General features: G+C 66.2%; 13 protein-coding genes. 6 read left to right on the forward strand and 7 right to left on the reverse strand.

The window, feature by feature from the left end; all coding sequences use genetic code 11:
- Nucleotides 1-122 precede the first annotated feature (122 nt).
- Nucleotides 123-803, reverse strand: a complete 681-nt coding sequence (locus DOM66_RS09745) for an arylesterase (protein WP_110678205.1) — start codon at nucleotides 801-803, stop codon at nucleotides 123-125.
- A 369-nt stretch (nucleotides 804-1,172) separates the two neighbouring features.
- On the opposite strand from DOM66_RS09745, the gene DOM66_RS09750 reads away from it, so the two are divergent.
- From DOM66_RS09750 to dgoD, 6 genes are all read left to right on the forward strand, one after another.
- Entirely contained in the window at nucleotides 1,173-1,904 is a 732-nt protein-coding gene (locus tag DOM66_RS09750) for an ABC transporter ATP-binding protein (protein ID WP_110678207.1), read from the forward strand.
- Nucleotides 1,901-4,438 (forward strand): ABC transporter permease, encoded by a 2,538-nt coding sequence (locus DOM66_RS09755; RefSeq protein ID WP_110690003.1) that lies wholly within the window; start codon nucleotides 1,901-1,903, stop codon nucleotides 4,436-4,438. Before DOM66_RS09750 ends, DOM66_RS09755 begins: the two co-directional genes overlap by 4 nt.
- 186 nt (nucleotides 4,439-4,624) lie before the next feature.
- Entirely contained in the window at nucleotides 4,625-6,130 is a 1,506-nt protein-coding gene (locus tag DOM66_RS09760; RefSeq protein WP_110690004.1) for an aldehyde dehydrogenase, read from the forward strand.
- A gap of 353 nt (nucleotides 6,131-6,483) precedes the next feature.
- Nucleotides 6,484-7,746 (forward strand): serine hydroxymethyltransferase, encoded by a 1,263-nt coding sequence (gene glyA / locus DOM66_RS09765; protein ID WP_110678213.1) that lies wholly within the window; start codon nucleotides 6,484-6,486, stop codon nucleotides 7,744-7,746.
- A 199-nt stretch (nucleotides 7,747-7,945) separates the two neighbouring features.
- Complete coding sequence (locus DOM66_RS09770) at nucleotides 7,946-8,731, forward strand: FadR/GntR family transcriptional regulator (protein WP_110690005.1); 786 nt, start codon at nucleotides 7,946-7,948, stop codon at nucleotides 8,729-8,731.
- Between the two features lie 164 nt (nucleotides 8,732-8,895).
- Nucleotides 8,896-10,044, forward strand: coding sequence for a galactonate dehydratase (gene dgoD, locus DOM66_RS09775; protein ID WP_110690006.1), 1,149 nt, complete (start codon nucleotides 8,896-8,898; stop codon nucleotides 10,042-10,044).
- Nucleotides 10,045-10,126: 82 nt separating this feature from the next.
- Here the strand turns inward: dgoD and DOM66_RS09780 are convergent, their stop codons facing one another.
- From DOM66_RS09780 to DOM66_RS09805, 6 genes are all read right to left on the reverse strand, one after another.
- Nucleotides 10,127-11,260 carry an ABC transporter ATP-binding protein gene (locus tag DOM66_RS09780; RefSeq protein ID WP_110690007.1) on the reverse strand — a complete coding sequence of 378 codons (1,134 nt, stop codon included), beginning with the start codon at nucleotides 11,258-11,260 and terminating at the stop codon, nucleotides 10,127-10,129.
- A gap of 41 nt (nucleotides 11,261-11,301) precedes the next feature.
- Nucleotides 11,302-12,066 (reverse strand): SDR family oxidoreductase, encoded by a 765-nt coding sequence (locus DOM66_RS09785; protein ID WP_110678220.1) that lies wholly within the window; start codon nucleotides 12,064-12,066, stop codon nucleotides 11,302-11,304.
- A 65-nt stretch (nucleotides 12,067-12,131) separates the two neighbouring features.
- Nucleotides 12,132-12,962, reverse strand: coding sequence for a carbohydrate ABC transporter permease (locus tag DOM66_RS09790; protein ID WP_035475213.1), 831 nt, complete (start codon nucleotides 12,960-12,962; stop codon nucleotides 12,132-12,134).
- On the reverse strand, nucleotides 12,959-13,798 hold the full coding sequence (locus DOM66_RS09795) for a carbohydrate ABC transporter permease (RefSeq protein ID WP_232825303.1): 840 nt from the start codon (nucleotides 13,796-13,798) through the stop codon (nucleotides 12,959-12,961). Before DOM66_RS09795 ends, DOM66_RS09790 begins: the two co-directional genes overlap by 4 nt.
- 60 nt (nucleotides 13,799-13,858) lie before the next feature.
- Nucleotides 13,859-15,292: an ABC transporter substrate-binding protein gene (locus DOM66_RS09800; protein WP_110690008.1), complete on the reverse strand. Its 1,434-nt coding sequence runs from the start codon at nucleotides 15,290-15,292 to the stop codon at nucleotides 13,859-13,861.
- 44 nt (nucleotides 15,293-15,336) lie between these two features.
- Nucleotides 15,337-16,383 carry an NAD(P)-dependent alcohol dehydrogenase gene (locus tag DOM66_RS09805; RefSeq protein WP_110678226.1) on the reverse strand — a complete coding sequence of 349 codons (1,047 nt, stop codon included), beginning with the start codon at nucleotides 16,381-16,383 and terminating at the stop codon, nucleotides 15,337-15,339.
- Nucleotides 16,384-16,731 lie beyond the last annotated feature (348 nt).

A 16,731-nucleotide genomic window follows, 5' to 3' on the forward strand; every position in this document is an offset into this window, starting at 1 on the left:
GCGCCCGGTGCCTCCTCGGGCTTGGATCGCGTGTGACTGACAAGGTGTCGGCATGCTCGAAGCCACTGACTGACTGGCTAGGCTAGCACGCCGCTGGCGGCGCGCCAGGCGACAGACTGCGCTCAACGCTGGCTATCGGCGTCTTCCGTGAGCATCGGCTCGAGCTTGGTCCAGACATTGGCCAGGATGATCGGTTGGGCCTCGGCGGTGGGATGGATGCCATCCGCCTGCAGCATGTTGTCGAGATCGACGCCTTCGAGCAGGAATGGCACCAGCGGTAGCCCATATTCGTCGGCGAGCTGGGTGAAGACGTTGCGGAAGGCGTTGGTATAGGCGGGCCCGTAGTTGGGCGGCACCTCGATGCCCAGCAGCAGCACGCGGGCGCCCTCGGCCCGGCTGCGCTCGATCATCTTGGCCAGATTGACCTTCATCTGCTGGGGCGAGAGGCCGCGCAGGCCGTCGTTGCCGCCGAGTTCGATCAGGACGATATCCGGGCGATGCTGGGTGAGCAGATCGGGCAGCCGCGCCGCGCCGCCGGAGGTGGTCTCACCGGAGATACTGGCGTTGACGACCGGATAGCCCTTGCCCAACTTGCGTTCGAGCAGGTTGACCCAGCCTGCCTGCGGGTCGATGCCATAGGCCGCGCTGAGACTGTCGCCCATCACCAGCAGCGTATGCGCCTGCGCGGCGCCGGGCAGTAGTGTCAGCGCCATGGTCAGCGCCAGCAGTAGGCCCAGTGCGCGCTGCATGAGCGCGCGCAGCCACGCCCGTGTCGAACCGGGCATCCAGAAACCAGGCAACATGTCTCACTCCTTGGGAGAATCGGCGACAGCGGATTTTACCCGACCACGAGCTCGGCAAAACGACGATAAGCGGCCTCACGATCCGGGCGCCATGGCGCGGGCCAGGCGTCGAGCGGTGAGGGAGCGATCGAGATCGCCATGTTGCCGTTGCAACCACGACTCCGGCAAGCGTCACGATCACGATGGCACCAGGCATCACAACCCGGATGTCGGCAAGCGCTGTGAAGAGAGGGGCAAGGCATTCCAGGGTCGGCGGGTGCACCTGGCCGGCTCGGGGGAAGCGTGCCAGAGTGGAGGGCATCGGCGGCCACGCCGCGGCACGCCGTTACCGCCCAGCAGGACGCGCCACTACACAGGAAATCCCGTTCCATGTCCGACACCCGCGAGACGCACGCCGCCCCGGCATCCGCGACCCCGACGCTCGAGGCCCGCGGCCTCGGCAAGCAGGTCGCCAGTGGCGACCGCCAGTTGACCATCCTCGACCATCTCGACCTGTGCGTCATGCCCGGCGAGAGCGTGGCTATCCTGGGGAGTTCCGGGGCGGGTAAATCGACCCTGCTGGCGCTGCTGGCGGGTCTGGACACCCCCAGCCATGGTGAACTCGAGCTGTTCGGTACCGCACTGCCGGCGCTCGACGAGGATGGCCGCGCCGCCCTGCGTGCCGGTCGTGTGGGCTTCGTGTTCCAGAACTTCCAGCTTCTGCCCACCCTGACCGCGCTGGAGAACGTGATGCTGCCGCTGGAGCTGACCCCCGGCCGCGGGCTGGAGTCGCGGGCCCGCGACTGGCTGGGGCGGGTCGGGCTCGGCGAGCGTCTCCATCATCTGCCCAAGCAGCTCTCCGGTGGCGAGCAGCAGCGGGTCGCCGTGGCGCGCGCCTTCGTCACCCAGCCCGAGCTGGTATTCGCCGACGAGCCCACCGGGAATCTCGACCGCGATACCGGGAGTGCGATCATCGAGTCGCTGTTCGCGCTCAACCGCGAGGCCGGTACCACGCTGGTGCTGGTCACCCATGACCCCCATCTGGCGCGGCGCTGCCAGCGCTGCCTGCGTCTCGACGGCGGCCGTCTGGTGGCCCTCGAGCGTGACGAGGTCCTGGCATGAGCGCTGCCGGCTCGCTGCTGGGACTGTCGCTCAAGGGGCTTCGGCGCGATCTGCGTGCCGGCGATGTTCGCGCGCTGTTCGTCGCCCTGGTACTGGCCGTGGCCACCACGACCATGATCGGCTTCTTTCTCGACCGCCTGGATCGCGGCCTGACCCGCCAGGCCGGGCAACTGATGGGCGGCGACATCAAGCTCGAACAGAGCGACCCTTTCGCTGATGACCTGCGCACGACGCTGCGTGGGGCAGGGCTGACGCTCTCCGACCAGGTCGACACCGTCTCCATGGTCAGCCGCGGCGACGCCTTTCAACTGGCCAGTCTCAAGGTGGTCGACGCTGCCTATCCGCTCTACGGCAAGCTGCGCGTCGATCTCGGTGAGGGTATCGTCGAGCGCGCCGCGGGGCCGGCGCCGGGCAGCGTATGGATCGCGCCGCGACTCGCTCAGTTGCTCGGCGTGGCGATCGGCGAGCAGGTACAGGTGGGCCAGCGTGAGCTGACGGTGTCCGGGTTGATCGACCGCGAGCCGGATCAGTCGGCGGGGTTCGCCAGCCTCAGCCCGCGGCTGATGATGCGTCTGGCCGATCTCGATGCCACCGGGCTGGTCCGCCCGGGCTCGCGGATCGAGTACGAACTGCTGGCCAAGGGCCCGCCAGCGGCGGTGGCGGCGGTGGGCGATCTACTCACGCGGCTGCGTCAGCAGGGCGTGGAGATCGAGGACGTGCGTGACGATCGGCCACAGCTCGGCAGTGCCCTGACCCGGGCGCAGAAGTACCTGAGTCTTTCCGGGCTGGCGGCGGTGCTGCTCGCCGGGGTAGCGGTGGCCATGGCCACCCGACGCTATGTCGACCGCCATCTGGATACCGCCGCGCTGCTGCGCTGCTTCGGTGCCAGCCAGCGCCAGCTGGCGCAGCTGTTCGCCTGGCAGTTGACCTGGCTGGCGCTGGCGGCCTCGGTGGTCGGCGCGCTGCTGGGCCTGGCAGGCCAGGCGGTGCTGTTGGCACTGCTGGCGCGCTTTCTGCCGCTGACGCTGCCGGCCCCGGGCATGCTACCGCTGCTGCTGGGCGTGTTGACCGCACTGGCGGTGCTGGTGGGGTTCGCCGGGCCGACACTGCTGCGCCTGCAGCGGGTCAGTGCGCTCAAGGTGCTGCGCCGCGAGCTCGATCCGCTGCCCGCCTCGGCGTGGCTGGTGGTCGCGGTGGCCAGTCTGGTGTTCGGTGCGCTGCTATGGCTCTACTCCGGCGATCTCGGGCTCGCCGCGGCGCTGCTGGTGGGCGGGCTCCTCGCGCTGGTCGTGCTATGGGGGCTGGGCTGGCTGCTGCTGGCGCTGGTGCTGCGCCTGGCCGCTAACCTTGGCACGCGCGGGGGCGATCTCAGCCGCGCCCTGCGCCTGGGGGCGAGCCAGCTGGCGCGGCGGCGTCAGGCGAGCCTCGGCCAGTTGCTGGCGTTCGCTGTCACCTTCGCGGCAATGGCGATCATCACCCTGGTCCGCGGCGATCTGCTGAGCGCCTGGCAGACCCAGTTACCGGCAGATACGCCCAACTACTTCGCGATCAATATTCAGCCCGGCGAACGCGAGGGCTTCAGCGCCATCCTCGATCAGGTCGCCGATACCCGCAGCGCGCTCTACCCGATGGTTCGCGGGCGCCTGACTGCCATCGACGGCCGCCCCGCGCGCGAAGCGGTGCCCGAGGCGCATCGCGACGACAACGCGCTCAAGCGCGAGCTCAACTTGACCTGGCGCGCGGCGCTGCCCGAGAGCAATCGGTTGGTCGCTGGGCGCTGGTTCGACGCCGGCACCCCGGTGGCCGCAGGCAGCGTGCCGATCTCCGTCGAGCGCGGCCTCGCCGAACGGCTCGGCGTGGGGCTGGGCGACAGCCTGACCTTCACCATCGGCAGCGACAGTGTCACCGGCGAGGTCACCAGCCTGCGCGATCTCGACTGGGACAGCTTCCGTCCCAACTTCTTCGTGATCTTTCCGCCCGGCGTACTCGAACGCTACGGGCACAGCTACATCACCGCCTTCCACCTGGATGCCGCCGCCCACGGCGACGTGCTGGGGCGGCTGGTCGCGGCCTATCCCGGGGTCTCGCTGCTCAATGTGGATGCCATTCTCGCGCGGGTGCGCGAGCTGCTGGCCCAGGTCACCCGGGCGGTGGAACTGGTGCTGGGCTTCGTCCTGCTCGCCGGGATCAGCGTGCTCTATGCCGCGCTCACCGCCAGCCAGTCCCTGCGCGCACATGAGAGCGGCTTGTTGCGAGTGTTCGGCGCCGGACAGCGTCTTCTCTCGCGGGTTCAGGGGGTGGAGTTCGCGCTGCTCGGCTTCACCAGCGGGCTGATGGCGGCGCTGCTGGCCGAGGGCGCTGCACTGGGTGTCTACGCCGGCTGGCTCGATCTCGCCCCGCGGCTGCATCTATGGCTGTGGCTGGTGCTGCCGTTCGGCGGCGCGCTGATCATCGGCGTGATCGGCCATCTGCTGTCGCGCGGGGTACGCCGGCAGGCGCCGGTGCAGAGCCTGGGACTGCTGGGCGAGGGTTGAGCGCCAGAGAGACGGGGAGAGGCGTGCCGGCGGGCGCGCCGCGGCGAGATGCCGAGCGGCGTATGCTCGGCGCAGAGACGTCGTGCAGTGGATGCCCCCGGAGAAGTGGGGGCCTGTCGATACGAAATACGAGTGAGAGACCTGGGTGATAACCCTGAGCGATGACCTGATCGAGAGAGACGAGCGATGAGCAATGCACTGAGCGATGCAATGACCCATGCCGACTGGCAGCGTCTGGCCAGCGAGCTGAGGATCGAGACCCGCGCCTTCATCGACGATGCCTTCGTCGACGCGCAGAGCGGCGAGACCTTCGCCAGCATCAATCCGGCCACCGGCGACACCCTCGCCGAGGTCGCCAGCTGCGATGCCGCCGACGCCGAGAAAGCAGTGGCCCGGGCGCGGCGTGCCTTCGACGAGGGGGCGTGGTCGCGGCGCTCGCCCGGGGCGCGCAAGGCGGTGCTGCTGCGCTTCGCCGAGCTGATGCAGACGCACAAGCAGGAGCTGGCGCTGCTCGATACCCTCGACATGGGCAAGCCGATCGGCAGCTCTCTGGGGGACATGGGGGGCGCCATTGCCTGTCTGCGCCATCATGCCGAGTCGATCGACAAGCTCTACGGCGAAGTCGCCCCCACCGGCGACGATGCGCTGGGGCTGGTGCTGCGCGAGCCGCTCGGTGTCGTCGCCTCGATCGTGCCGTGGAACTTCCCGCTGATGATGACCGCGTGGAAGATCGCGCCGGCCTTGGCCGCCGGCAACAGCGTGATCCTCAAGCCCTCGGAGAAGTCGCCGCTCTCCGCGCTGCGTCTGGCGGCGCTGGCACGCGAGGCCGGACTGCCCGCCGGGGTCTTCCAGGTACTCCCCGGTTTCGGCCACACCGTGGGCAAGGCGCTGGCGCTGTCGATGGGGGTCGACTGTCTCGCCTTCACCGGCTCCACCGCGGTGGGCAAGCAGCTGATGCAGTACGCCGGTCAATCCAATCTCAAGCGCGTCTATCTCGAGTGCGGCGGCAAGAGCCCCAACCTGGTCTTCGCCGACTGCAAGGATCTCGACGCGGTGGCTCGCCACGCCGCCGAGGCGATCTTCCACAACCAGGGCGAGGTGTGCATTGCCGCCTCCCGGCTGCTGGTCGACAACCGCATCCGCGAGACCTTCGTCGACAAGCTGCTGGCGGCGGCCGAGCACATGCAGCCCGGCGACCCGCTCGATCCGGCGAGCTTCATGGGCGCCATGGTCGATCGCACCCAGTATCAGCGCGTGCTCGACTACATCCGCCGCGGCATCGACGAGGGGGCCACCCTGCGCAGCGGCGGGAGTGCGTCGGAGGGGCCGGGGCTGTTCATCCCGCCGACGATCTTCGACGGCGTCACGCCGAGCATGGCGATCGGCCGTGAGGAGATCTTCGGTCCGGTGCTGTCGGTCTTCGGCTTCGACACCGAGGAGGAGGCGGTCGCGCTGGCCAACGACAGCGACTACGGCCTGGCGGCGGGGGTCTGGAGCCAGGATATCGACCGCATCATGCGGGTCTCGCGGCGACTGCAGTCGGGGCAGGTCTACGTCAACAACTGGGCCGGCATGGACCAGACCGTTCCCTTCGGTGGCGTCAAGCAGTCGGGCAACGGCCGTGACAAGTCCCACCACTCGCTGGAGGAGTACTCCGACCTCAAGACCGTCTGGATCTCGTTGACCCCCTGAGGCGTGGTGCTGGTCGTGCGTTCCGCTGGCGGCGCAGCGCGTCGTCAGCGGCCACCCGCGATGTGCGACACGCGCTGGCACCAGGGCGGCGCCGGGCGCGCATGGTGTAGGCAAACTCCAGCGTGCCAGAGGGCCGTGCTTCACCTGGAGAAGACGGTAGGCCGACAGCGGATGTCGTATCCGGTGACGTTTTACCCAGGCTAAAGCCAAGGTGAGAAATTATGCGCGCGCGCATGACGGACTTTCATAGGAAAGGCCGCCGGCGCTGGGGTATCATCGCGCCACGTTTTCATGATCGGAGTCCGCCGAGCGCGGTTCCGATCGTCCCCTCCCCGAGCCGAGGATACCCGCCGATGTTCACACGAGACATGCAGATTGCCGGATTCGACGACGCCCTGTGGAAAGCGATGCAGCAGGAGGTCGCGCGTCAGGAAGCACACATCGAACTGATCGCTTCCGAGAACTACGCCAGCCCGCGCGTGATGCAGGCCCAGGGCGCGCAGCTGACCAACAAGTACGCGGAAGGCTATCCCGGCAAGCGTTACTACGGTGGCTGCGAGCATGTCGACGTGATCGAGCAGATGGCGATCGACTATGCCAAGGAGCTGTTCGGCGCCAGCTACGCCAACGTCCAGCCGCACTCCGGCTCCCAGGCCAACGGCGCCGTATTCCAGGCGCTGGTCAAGCCGGGCGACACCATTCTCGGCATGAGCCTCGACGCCGGCGGCCACCTCACCCATGGCGCCAAGCCGAGCTTCTCCGGCAAGCACTACAACGCCGTGCAGTACGGTATCGATGAGAGCGGCCGGATCGATTATGACGAAGTCGCCAAGCTGGCCAAGGAACATCAGCCGAAGATGATCATCGCCGGCTTCTCGGCCTACTCCCAGATCATCGACTGGGCCAAGTTCCGCGAGATCGCCGACAGCGTGGGTGCCTACCTGCTGGTCGACATGGCGCACGTCGCCGGCCTGGTCGCCGCTGGTGTCTACCCGAGCCCGCTGGCCCATGCCCACGTGGTCACCACCACCACGCACAAGACCCTGCGTGGCCCGCGCGGCGGCCTGATCCTCTCCGCCGAGAACGATGCCGAGATCGAGAAGAAGCTGCAGGCTGCGGTCTTCCCCGGTGGCCAGGGTGGCCCGCTGATGCACGTCATCGCGGCCAAGGCCGTCTGCTTCAAGGAGGCCATGGACCCCGAGTTCAAGAGCTACCAGCAGCAGGTGGTCAAGAACGCCCAGGCGATGGCCGGCGTGTTCATCGAGCGCGGCTATGAAGTCGTCTCCGGTGGCACCGAAGACCATCTGTTCCTCCTCTCGCTGGTCAAGCAGGGCCTGACCGGCAAGGACGCGGATGCGGCGCTGGGGCGTGCGCACATCACCGTCAACAAGAATGCCGTACCGAACGATCCGCAGAGTCCGTTCGTCACCTCTGGCCTGCGTATCGGTACCCCGGCGGTGACCACCCGAGGCTTCGGGGAGCGCGAGTGCAGCGATCTCGCCGGCTGGATCTGCGATATCCTCGACGCCATGCAGCAGGGCGACTCGAGCGAGGTCGAGAACGCGGTCAAGGGCCAGGTCGAAGCCGTCTGCGGCCGGTTGCCGGTCTATCGCTGAGCCCAAGCGATACGCTTTACGACGCCCCTCCTTCGAGGGGCGTTTTCGTTTGGCGGTCACTCGTCGACGGTGTCGCCCGCCGTCGTTTCAGTCGTCCCTTCCTACAACTTTGGTCTTGTTCATGACCATGGTCTAAGAGCATTATCCCGTGGCATGTCTGAGGCTATGTCGGACATAGTCTCCAATGAGTTGAACATCCATGCCGACAGACGCGCAAACCGCCGTAGCCGCCGCGGCTCGAGAGCCCCGTGCCGATATCGCCGACGCGCTGGCGGCGTCGATCTTCGGCGGTGAGTACGCCAGCGGCGAGATGATTCCGCGCGAGGTCGATCTCTGCGCACGCTTCGGGGTCAGCCGCAGCACCGTGCGCAGCGCGCTGCAGAAACTGGTGAATGCCGGTCTGGTCACGCGTATCTCGGGGCAGGGTACGCGGGTGCGTGAGCTGGCCGCCTGGCATCTGCTCGATCCTCAGGTGAGTGCCTGGATGGCGCGCTATGCGCGGCCCAACCCCGAACTGCAGCGTGAGGTCTTCGCCTTTCGCGTGGCGGTGGAGCCGTTCGTCGCCGGATTGGCAGCGACCCATGCGACCGCCGCCGATCTGCTGGCGATCGAAAGCGCCCATGCGGGCATGCTGGCCGCGCTGGAGGCGCCGGATCTGTGCTGGCAGGGGATGAGTCACGACGACTACGATGTCGCCTTCCACGAGGCGGTGTTCGCCGCGTCGCACAATCTCATCTGGGCGCAGATTTCGCACGTGCTCAAGCCCGCCATTGCCATGATCGTCGCCCGCTCCAATCACAGTGCCGACGAGCTCGACGACAGCATGGCACGCCACGCCCGCGTGCTGGAAGCGATCCGCCTGCGTCAGCCCGAAGAGGCCGTCGAGGCGGCGCGGGCGGTGCTCGAGCGAACCGGCCGCGATCTCGGCATGGAGGAGCTGGTGCAACATCCCCGCGTGATCGGCCTGCCGCAGGCGTCCTCTTGACGCTCGTGGGGCAGCCGCACACGTGTATCTGTGGTGCCGAGTGCCTCGGTGCCGCTGCAGTGACCGCCCATGGCGCAAGACTCCGTGCGCACAACTCTCATTACGCATGTGCATCTCATTGCGGATGCATATCTCATTACACAGACTTGGCGAATAGGTGAGCCGTGAAGATTACCCGTTTGAAGACCTGGCAGGTGCCGCCGCGCTGGCTGTTTCTCAAGATCGAGACCGACGAAGGCTGCTATGGCTGGGGTGAGCCGGTGGTCGAGGGGCGTGCCGCGACCGTCGAGGCGGCGGTCCACGAACTTGCCGACTACCTGGTCGGTCAGGACCCGCACCGTATCGAGCACCTGTGGAACACCCTGTACCGTGCCGGGTTCTACCGCGGCGGCCCGATCCTGATGAGCGCCATCGCCGGTATCGACCAGGCGCTGTGGGATCTGAAGGGGCGCGACCTCGGCGTGCCCGTGCATCAGCTGCTCGGCGGCAAGGTGCGCGATCGCATGCGCATGTACGCCTGGACCGGTGGTGACAAGCCGAGTGATGTCGGTGCCGGCGCCAAGGCGCTGGTCGAGAAGGGGTTCACCGCGTTCAAGATGAACGGCACCGCCGAGATGGCGATCGTCGATTCACATGCCAAGGTCGATGAGGCGGTGGCCCGGGTGGCCGAAGCGCGCGATGCCGTCGGCCCCGATGTGGGCATCGGCATCGACTTCCACGGGCGTGTCCATCGGCCCATGGCCAAGGCGCTGCTGCGCGAACTCGAGCCCTATCACCCGATGTTCGTCGAAGAGCCGGTGCTGCCCGAGCACCTGCCCAGCCTCAAGCATATCGCCGGCGGCCTGGGCTATCCGCTCGCCACCGGTGAACGCCTGCACACCCGCTATCAGTTCCGCGATCTGCTCGCCGAGGGCATGGTCGATATCGTGCAGCCGGATCTCTCCCACTGCGGCGGGATCAGTGAAGGCATGAAGATCGCCACCCTGGCCTCCTGCTTCGACGTCGCCCTGGCCCCGCACTGCCCGCTGGGGCCGCTGACCCTGGCGGCTTCACTGCATGTGGACGCGGTCAATCACAATGCGTTCATCCAGGAGCAGAGCATGGGCATTCACTATAACCAGGGCAACGATGTGCTCGACTACCTGGTGGACAAGTCCGCGCTATCGATTCACGACGGCTTCTGTGCGATCCCCGACGGCCCGGGGCTGGGGGTGGAGATCGACGAGACGTTCGTCGAGGAGCGCGCCAAGATCGGGCATCGCTGGCGCAATCCGGTGTGGACGCACGAGGATGGCTCCATCGCCGAGTGGTGACGGAGCGCCGTGTAGACGGCGCTCCCGGTCTTCCGTCTGCCCGGCAGGCGGTCCGCGGTGGATCGGCGTTTCGCCAGGGGTGTCAGCTGGTGGCGGCCCGGTTCTCCTTGCGCTCGACGTTGACCAGCGGATGGCGCTCGAGGTGGGGCAGGGCCAGGCCGTCCTCCGCGAACAGGTGCGCGCGGGTGGGGGCGAAGCCGAAACGCACGCTGTCGCGCACGCGATGGGAGACCTCGCCGTCGGTGACCAGAATCCACTCTTCGCCGAAGCACTGCACGTAGAGCGAGGTGACCCCGCCGAGACGCTCGATGACCACGATCTCGCCCGTCAGCGGGCCGTTGTCATCCAGAACCAGGTGTTCAGGGCGGATGCCCAGAGTGGCAATGTCGCCGGCCTGGCAGCCATTGCCGTCCACCGGTATACGTGATTCGCCACCGCCGGGCAGGCGCACCAGGACGCCCTGGGGGGCGACGTCGTGTACCTCGACGTCGGTGAAGTTCATCTTCGGCGAGCCGATGAAGCCGGCGACGAAGCGGTTGCGCGGATGATGATAGAGCGCCATCGGCGAGCCTACCTGCTCGACGATGCCGCCCTGCAGCACCACGATCTTGTCGGCCATGGTCATGGCCTCGATCTGATCGTGGGTGACGTAGATCATGGTGGCATCGAGCTCTTCATGCAGGCGCGCCAGCTCGATGCGCATCTGCACCCGCAGGGCGGCGTCGAGGTTCGACAGCGGCTCGTCGAACAGGAAGATGCTGGGGTTGCGCACGATCGCGCGGCCGATCGCCACGCGCTGACGCTGGCCGCCGGAGAGCGCCTTGGGCTTGCGCTCGAGCAGGTTCTCGAGCTGCAGGATGCGCGCCGCTTCGAGCACTTTCTGACGGCGTTGCTCCTTGTCCACGCCGGCCAGGCGCAGGCTGAAGCCCATGTTGTCCTCGACGGTCATGTGCGGGTAGAGCGCATAGCTCTGGAACACCATCGCCAGGCCGCGTTCGGCCGGGCCGACCTCGTTCATGCGCTGGCCGTCGATCAAAATGTCGCCGCTGGAGACGCTCTCCAGCCCGGCGATCATGCGCAACAGGGTCGACTTGCCGCAGCCCGAGGGGCCGACGAAGACCACGAACTCGCGATCCTTGACCTCCAGGTCGACGCCCTTGATGACCTGCGTGCCGGCGAAGTCCTTGACGATGTCGTTGAGTTGTAGCGTTGCCATGGTGGTTTCCTGATGGCCATGGGCGCCGTCACGAGTGACGGCTACCAGAGGGTGTAGCCGCCATCCACCACGACGATGGAGCCGGTCATGAAGCTCGAGGCGTTGCTGGCCATGTAGACGATGGTGGGGCCGAGCTCTGCCGGTGTGGCAGCACGCTGCATGGGCGCATCGTCGATCCAGCGCGGCTTGAAGCGTGGGTCGTCGACTGGCGCCATCGCGGTCTTGACGTAACCGGGGGCCAGCGCGTTGACGCGGATGCCGTAGGGCGCCCACTCGGCGGCCAACGACTTGGTCAATTGGTGCACGGCGGCCTTGGAGGCGTTGTAGGCGGGCTGCATCTGCGGGCGATTGACGATCATCGCCGAGATCGAGCCGATGTTGATGATCACGCCACCGCGCGACTGCATTCTCCGGCCGGCGGCCTGGGCGCAGTACCACAGGCCGTGGACATTGATATCGAAGATATCGCGCCAGCGCTCGGGGGTGACCTCCAGCGCCGGGGCATGCTGGCAGGCGCCGGCGTTGTTGAGGAAGATATCGACCGGGCCGAGGCCGGCTTCCACCTCGTCGAGCAGCGCATCCGCCGCCTCGGGTTGGGTAATGTCGACCTCCACGGCCATGGCATGGTGGCCGGCATCGGTCAGCGCCCTGACCACTTCCAGGCTGCGCTCATGTCCACGGGCGGCGATGGCGACCTTCGCGCCGGCCTCGGCCAGCGCCTGGGCGAACGCCTCGCCGAGCCCGCCGTTGCCGCCGGTGACCACGGCGACCTTGCCGCTCAGATCGAACTGCGACATCACATTCATGCGTCTCTCCCTGTGGGGTGTCGGAGTGGCTGGGACTTCTGCCGTCGCGGCCCCTTGGATGGTGCTCATTTGACGGCGCCCAGGGTCAGCCCCTTGACCAGCCAGCGCTTGACCAGCAGCCCGGCGATCGCCATCGGGCAGACCACGATGGTGCCGATCGCCAGCAGCTTGCCCCAGTCGATGCCGGTCTGGGTCAGCAACTGCGCCGCGGCGATGGGGATGGTCTGGGTGCCGGGGCCGGAGAAGGTCTGGGCGAAGGCGTAGTCGTTCCAGGCGAAGATGAAACAGAGGATGGCGGTGGTCACCAGCCCCGGGGTCATCAGTGGCAGCACCACGAGTCGAAATGCCTGGAACTTGGTGGCGCCGTCGATCATCGCCGCCTCTTCGAGATCGGGCGGCAGGTCGTCGAAGAACGCGGTCATCAGCCAGATGGCGAAGGGCAGATTGAAGCTCAGATAAGCGACGATCAGGCCGATGTGGGTGTCCAGCAGGTAGAGATAACGAAACAGCAGATACAGCGGCACGATGACGGCGGCGATCGGCGCCATGCGCGTGCTGATGATCCAGAACGCCAGGTGCTGCTTGCCCTTGATCCGGATCCGCGACAGCCCGAAGCCGGCCATGCAGCCGAGGACCACGGCGATCAACGTCGAGGTTCCGGCGATCAGCAGGCTGTTCGTCAGATAGGGCCAGAGGCTGTTGCCACCGCTGAACAGCGTGGCGTAGTGCTCGAGGGTCGGGGTGAACAACAGCCGTGGCGTATTGGCGGTGATGATGCTGTTGGGCTTGAACGAAGAGAGCACCATCCACAGGATCGGGACCAGCGTCCACAGCAGCAGTAGCGTCAGCAGGGCGATCTTCAAGGTGAAGGGGAGCCAGCGCTTGGCGGGGGTCATGAGGCATTCTCCCGGCGTTTGAGCAGCTTCGTGAACGCATTGGCGACCAGAATCGAGAACACCAGCATGGTAATGCCGACGGCGGCGGCGTAGCCCAGGTCGAAGAAGCGGAAAGCAATGTCGTAGAGCCTGATGGGAATGATCTTGGTGGAGTCCGCAGGCCCGCCGTTGGTGGTGATGAAGATGATCGCGAAGAAGCGAATCGCATCCATGGCGCGGATCAGCAGGGCCACCAGCAGGATGTTGGAGATCGACGGCAGGATGATATAGAGCAGTTTCTGGCGATAATTGGCGCCGTCCATCTCGGCCGCTTCCAGGGTGTCTTCCGGTACCGAGGTGAGCCCGGCCAGCACGATCAGCGCCACCAGCGGCGTCCACTCCCACACATCCATCAGAATCACCGCGGCCATCGCCGAGCCGACGCTGCCGAGGATATTGCCGTCGAACAGGCCGGTTTCATTGAGTATCCAGGCATACAGGCCGTGGCTGGGGTCGAGCATGAAGCGTCCGAGCAGACCGACGATCACCGGGGCGATGAACATCGGAATCAGCAGCAGCGAGATGATGATGTTGCTGCCTCGCCTCAGGCTGTAGACCAGCAGCGCCATCACCGTGCCGATGAGCATCTCCAGGCCCACCGTGGCCAGGAAGTAGACCAGACTGATCAGCCAGCTGGCGCGGATGTCCGGGTCGGTGAACACCCGCTGCCAGTTGTCGAGGCCAGAAAACGTCATGCTCAGCCCGCCCATCAGGCTGACGTCGTTGAAGCTCATCCAGATGATCGAGAAGAACGGCACCAGCGTGATCAAGGCGAGCAGGACGAGCGCTGGCGACATCATCGCCAGCTCGAACCTCTGCCGCCGTGGTGCGGGCCTTGCGGTCACCAGCGCCATGCGTCACGCCCCCACGATGCGATCGATGCGTTGCTTGGCGCTCTGCATGGTTTCCTCGGGAGACATCTGCCCTGCGAGCATCTTGGAGAGCTCGGTGAAGATCACCGTGTCGACCTCGTTCCACTGGGGAATCTTGGGTCGCAGGCCGATGTGATCGTCTTGCCAGGCGATCAGCATGGTATCCGCGGTGAGCATGTTGGGCATGTCGGTGGGCGGTTTGCTGGCCGCCTTGACCTCGGGCATGTCGTAGACCGACTGACGTGTCGGCGTGCCGCCGCCGACCTTGCTCTTCAGCCCCATCAACTGGGTCTGCGGCGAGGTCGCCCAGACCAGGAACAGCCACGCTGCCTTCTGCTTCTCGGGCGAGGCGTTGGCGTTGATGCCGATCCCGGTGCCGCCCCACAGATTGGCACTGCGTGCGGGGCCCTTGGGCAGCGGGGCATAGCCGATCTTGCCCTTGAGATCCGAGCTCTCCAACGAGCCGGCGAACTCGTGCCACTCCGGCATCATCGCGAACTCGCCGTTCTGGAAGGCGTTGGCAACGCCGGTCCAGTCCCAGCTGGTGCTGCCGGGGTGGGCGACCTTCAACAGCTTCTGGTAGAAGCGCGCTGCTTCGAGCGAGGCATCGCTGGTCAACTGGCAGGCGCCGGGCGAGTCGGTGCCGTAAAGGCCGATCTGCTGGCCGTTGGCGAAGTAGCTACCGCCGTAGGCGAACAGCACGTTGGAGAAGTCGCACATCAGCGAATCGTACTGCTGAGCCTGGTGACCGGTGCCGTACTTGACCTCGCTGGCGTTGCCGTCACTGAACCACGCGGCGATCTGATAGTACTGTTCCCAGGTGGTGTCGTCCGTGGGCATCGGGTCGAAGCCGAGATCCTGCTGCATCTGGTCGCGGTACTTCTCGAACAGATCGCGGCGGTAGATCCAGATCATCGTCGGGCAATCGTAGGGCAGGGCGTACAGGGACTCGTCGTTCTCGAAACGGCCGGCGGCGGTCAGCTGCGAGGGAATGAAGTCCTCGATGCCCTTGGGGACGACCGGTTGCTGGCCATCCTTGATGAACGTATTGAGATCCACCAGACCACGATGATAGGGCGCCAGCACCTGATAGGGGTCGGCATAGATCACATCGTAGGCGCTGCGTCCGGCGCCGAAGTCCAGCGCGACCTTCTGTACCAGCGCTCCCAGCTGCATCTCGGTGATGTTGACGGTGATTCCGGTGAGCGCCTTGAAGGCGTCCAGGTTGGCGGCGATCGCCGTCGTCGGCGGGGTGTTCTCGGAGATGAACTGGATGGTGGTGCCGCTGGCCTGTTTCCAGGCTTCATCGCTGGCCATCCCCTGGGCAAGGGCCGTGCGCAGCGCGCCGGCGCCCATCAGCGACAGGCCGGCGAGCCCGCCCATTCCCTTCAATATGTCGCGACGCTTGAACTGGGTCATTGTTGTTTGCCTCTGGTGGATTGCGTGCTGGTATTAGGTGTCATTCAGGTATCGAGCGTGATCTGCAGCTTGACGTCCTGGGGTCGAGCGCTGGCGGCGCGTTCGAAGGCTTCGATGCTCTGCTCGAAATCGAAGGTCTCGCTGATCAGCGGCTTGAGATCGACCTTGCCCGAGGCGATCAGGTCGATCGCCCGGTCATAGACATTGGCGTAGCGGAATACCGTCTCGATGCGCAGCTCCTTGGCCTGGGCCGAGACGATATCGAAGGTGACCGGCTCCACCGGCATGCCGACCAGCACGATCGTGCCGGCGGGTCGGGCACAGGCCAGCACGTCGTCATAGACCCGGGGGCTGCCACTGGCTTCGAACACCACGTCGGCGCCCCAGTCCTGGCCGCAGCGCTCGGCGACCGCGTCACGCAGCGACTCGCGTGAGACGTTGACGGGGGTAATGCCGGCGTAGCGCCCGGCGATCGCCAGCTTCTCCTCGACCAGATCGGAGACCAGTACCTCGCTGGCCCCGCCCGCCAGTGCCGCCAGCGCGACCATCAGGCCGATCGGCCCGGCGCCGGTGACGACGCAGACGTCCCCCGGCTGCATGCGCGCCTTGATCACTGCCTGCATGCCGATGGCGAACGGCTCGATCATCGCCCCTTCCGCGAAGGAGACCGCGTCGGGCAGGGCGAAGGTGAAGGCTGCCGGATGAATGACCTCCGGGGTCAGGCAGCCGTGCACCGGCGGGGTGGCCCAGAAGCGTACGCTGGGGTCGACGTTGTAGATGCCCAGCTTGGAGGCGCGCGAGGTGGGATCGGGAATGCCGGGTTCCATGCATACCCGTTCACCGACCTGAAGATGGTGGACGTTACTACCGACCGCGGTGACCACTCCGGATGCCTCATGGCCGAGCACCATGGGCGCATCCACCACGAACGGGCCGATACGGCCATGGGTATAGTAGTGGACGTCGCTGCCGCAGATGCCCACGGTATGTATCTGTACGCGTACGTCATCGGGGCCGAGCTGATCCGGCAGTTCGATCTCACGCAGCGACAGCTCGCGTTTTTTCTCCAGCACCAGGGCTCTGGCTTTCATGGCGCGCTTCTCAGGTCGTAGGGAAAACGGGCGAGAACCGACCTTCTATCGGCCCGGTTCGACTCGCCACCGGCTTGGCAGTGACGCTACGCGTTAGGCGGGAAAAGCGGCTAGGCTGTAATTTTCGAGGGGCTGATACTTTTTTGCAGGGCTTGCTGTGGTATCTTCTATTTTATTGTTTTTAAAGGATTTGAAGGGCTGATTCGGTGAGTGGGCGGTCGCTGTTGAACGGGCGATCGTGACCAAAGTATAAAAGTCTGCCGCTCCCATTCCTTTCAGGATAGGCAGGGGGCGACAGAGGCGCCGCTAGCGGCCCATGGGGCGGGCGCCTATCGCCAGTCGAGCGAT

The organism is Salinicola endophyticus (genome assembly GCF_003206575.1).
Lineage (GTDB): Bacteria > Pseudomonadota > Gammaproteobacteria > Pseudomonadales > Halomonadaceae > Salinicola > Salinicola endophyticus.

What these genes read in the sequence shown, in the direction of transcription:
- DOM66_RS09770 (WP_110690005.1), top strand. Translation starts at nt 7,946, where the DNA reads ATGCCGACAGACGCGCAAACCGCCGTAGCCGCCGCGGCTCGAGAGCCC.
- DOM66_RS09785 (WP_110678220.1), bottom strand. Translation starts at nt 12,066, where the DNA reads ATGAATGTGATGTCGCAGTTCGATCTGAGCGGCAAGGTCGCCGTGGTC.
- DOM66_RS09805 (WP_110678226.1), bottom strand. Translation starts at nt 16,383, where the DNA reads ATGAAAGCCAGAGCCCTGGTGCTGGAGAAAAAACGCGAGCTGTCGCTG.
- glyA (WP_110678213.1), top strand. Translation starts at nt 6,484, where the DNA reads ATGTTCACACGAGACATGCAGATTGCCGGATTCGACGACGCCCTGTGG.
- DOM66_RS09790 (WP_035475213.1), bottom strand. Translation starts at nt 12,962, where the DNA reads ATGACCCCCGCCAAGCGCTGGCTCCCCTTCACCTTGAAGATCGCCCTG.
- DOM66_RS09780 (WP_110690007.1), bottom strand. Translation starts at nt 11,260, where the DNA reads ATGGCAACGCTACAACTCAACGACATCGTCAAGGACTTCGCCGGCACG.
- DOM66_RS09760 (WP_110690004.1), top strand. Translation starts at nt 4,625, where the DNA reads ATGAGCAATGCACTGAGCGATGCAATGACCCATGCCGACTGGCAGCGT.
- DOM66_RS09800 (WP_110690008.1), bottom strand. Translation starts at nt 15,292, where the DNA reads ATGACCCAGTTCAAGCGTCGCGACATATTGAAGGGAATGGGCGGGCTC.
- DOM66_RS09755 (WP_110690003.1), top strand. Translation starts at nt 1,901, where the DNA reads ATGAGCGCTGCCGGCTCGCTGCTGGGACTGTCGCTCAAGGGGCTTCGG.
- DOM66_RS09750 (WP_110678207.1), top strand. Translation starts at nt 1,173, where the DNA reads ATGTCCGACACCCGCGAGACGCACGCCGCCCCGGCATCCGCGACCCCG.
- DOM66_RS09795 (WP_232825303.1), bottom strand. Translation starts at nt 13,798, where the DNA reads ATGTCGCCAGCGCTCGTCCTGCTCGCCTTGATCACGCTGGTGCCGTTC.
- DOM66_RS09745 (WP_110678205.1), bottom strand. Translation starts at nt 803, where the DNA reads ATGTTGCCTGGTTTCTGGATGCCCGGTTCGACACGGGCGTGGCTGCGC.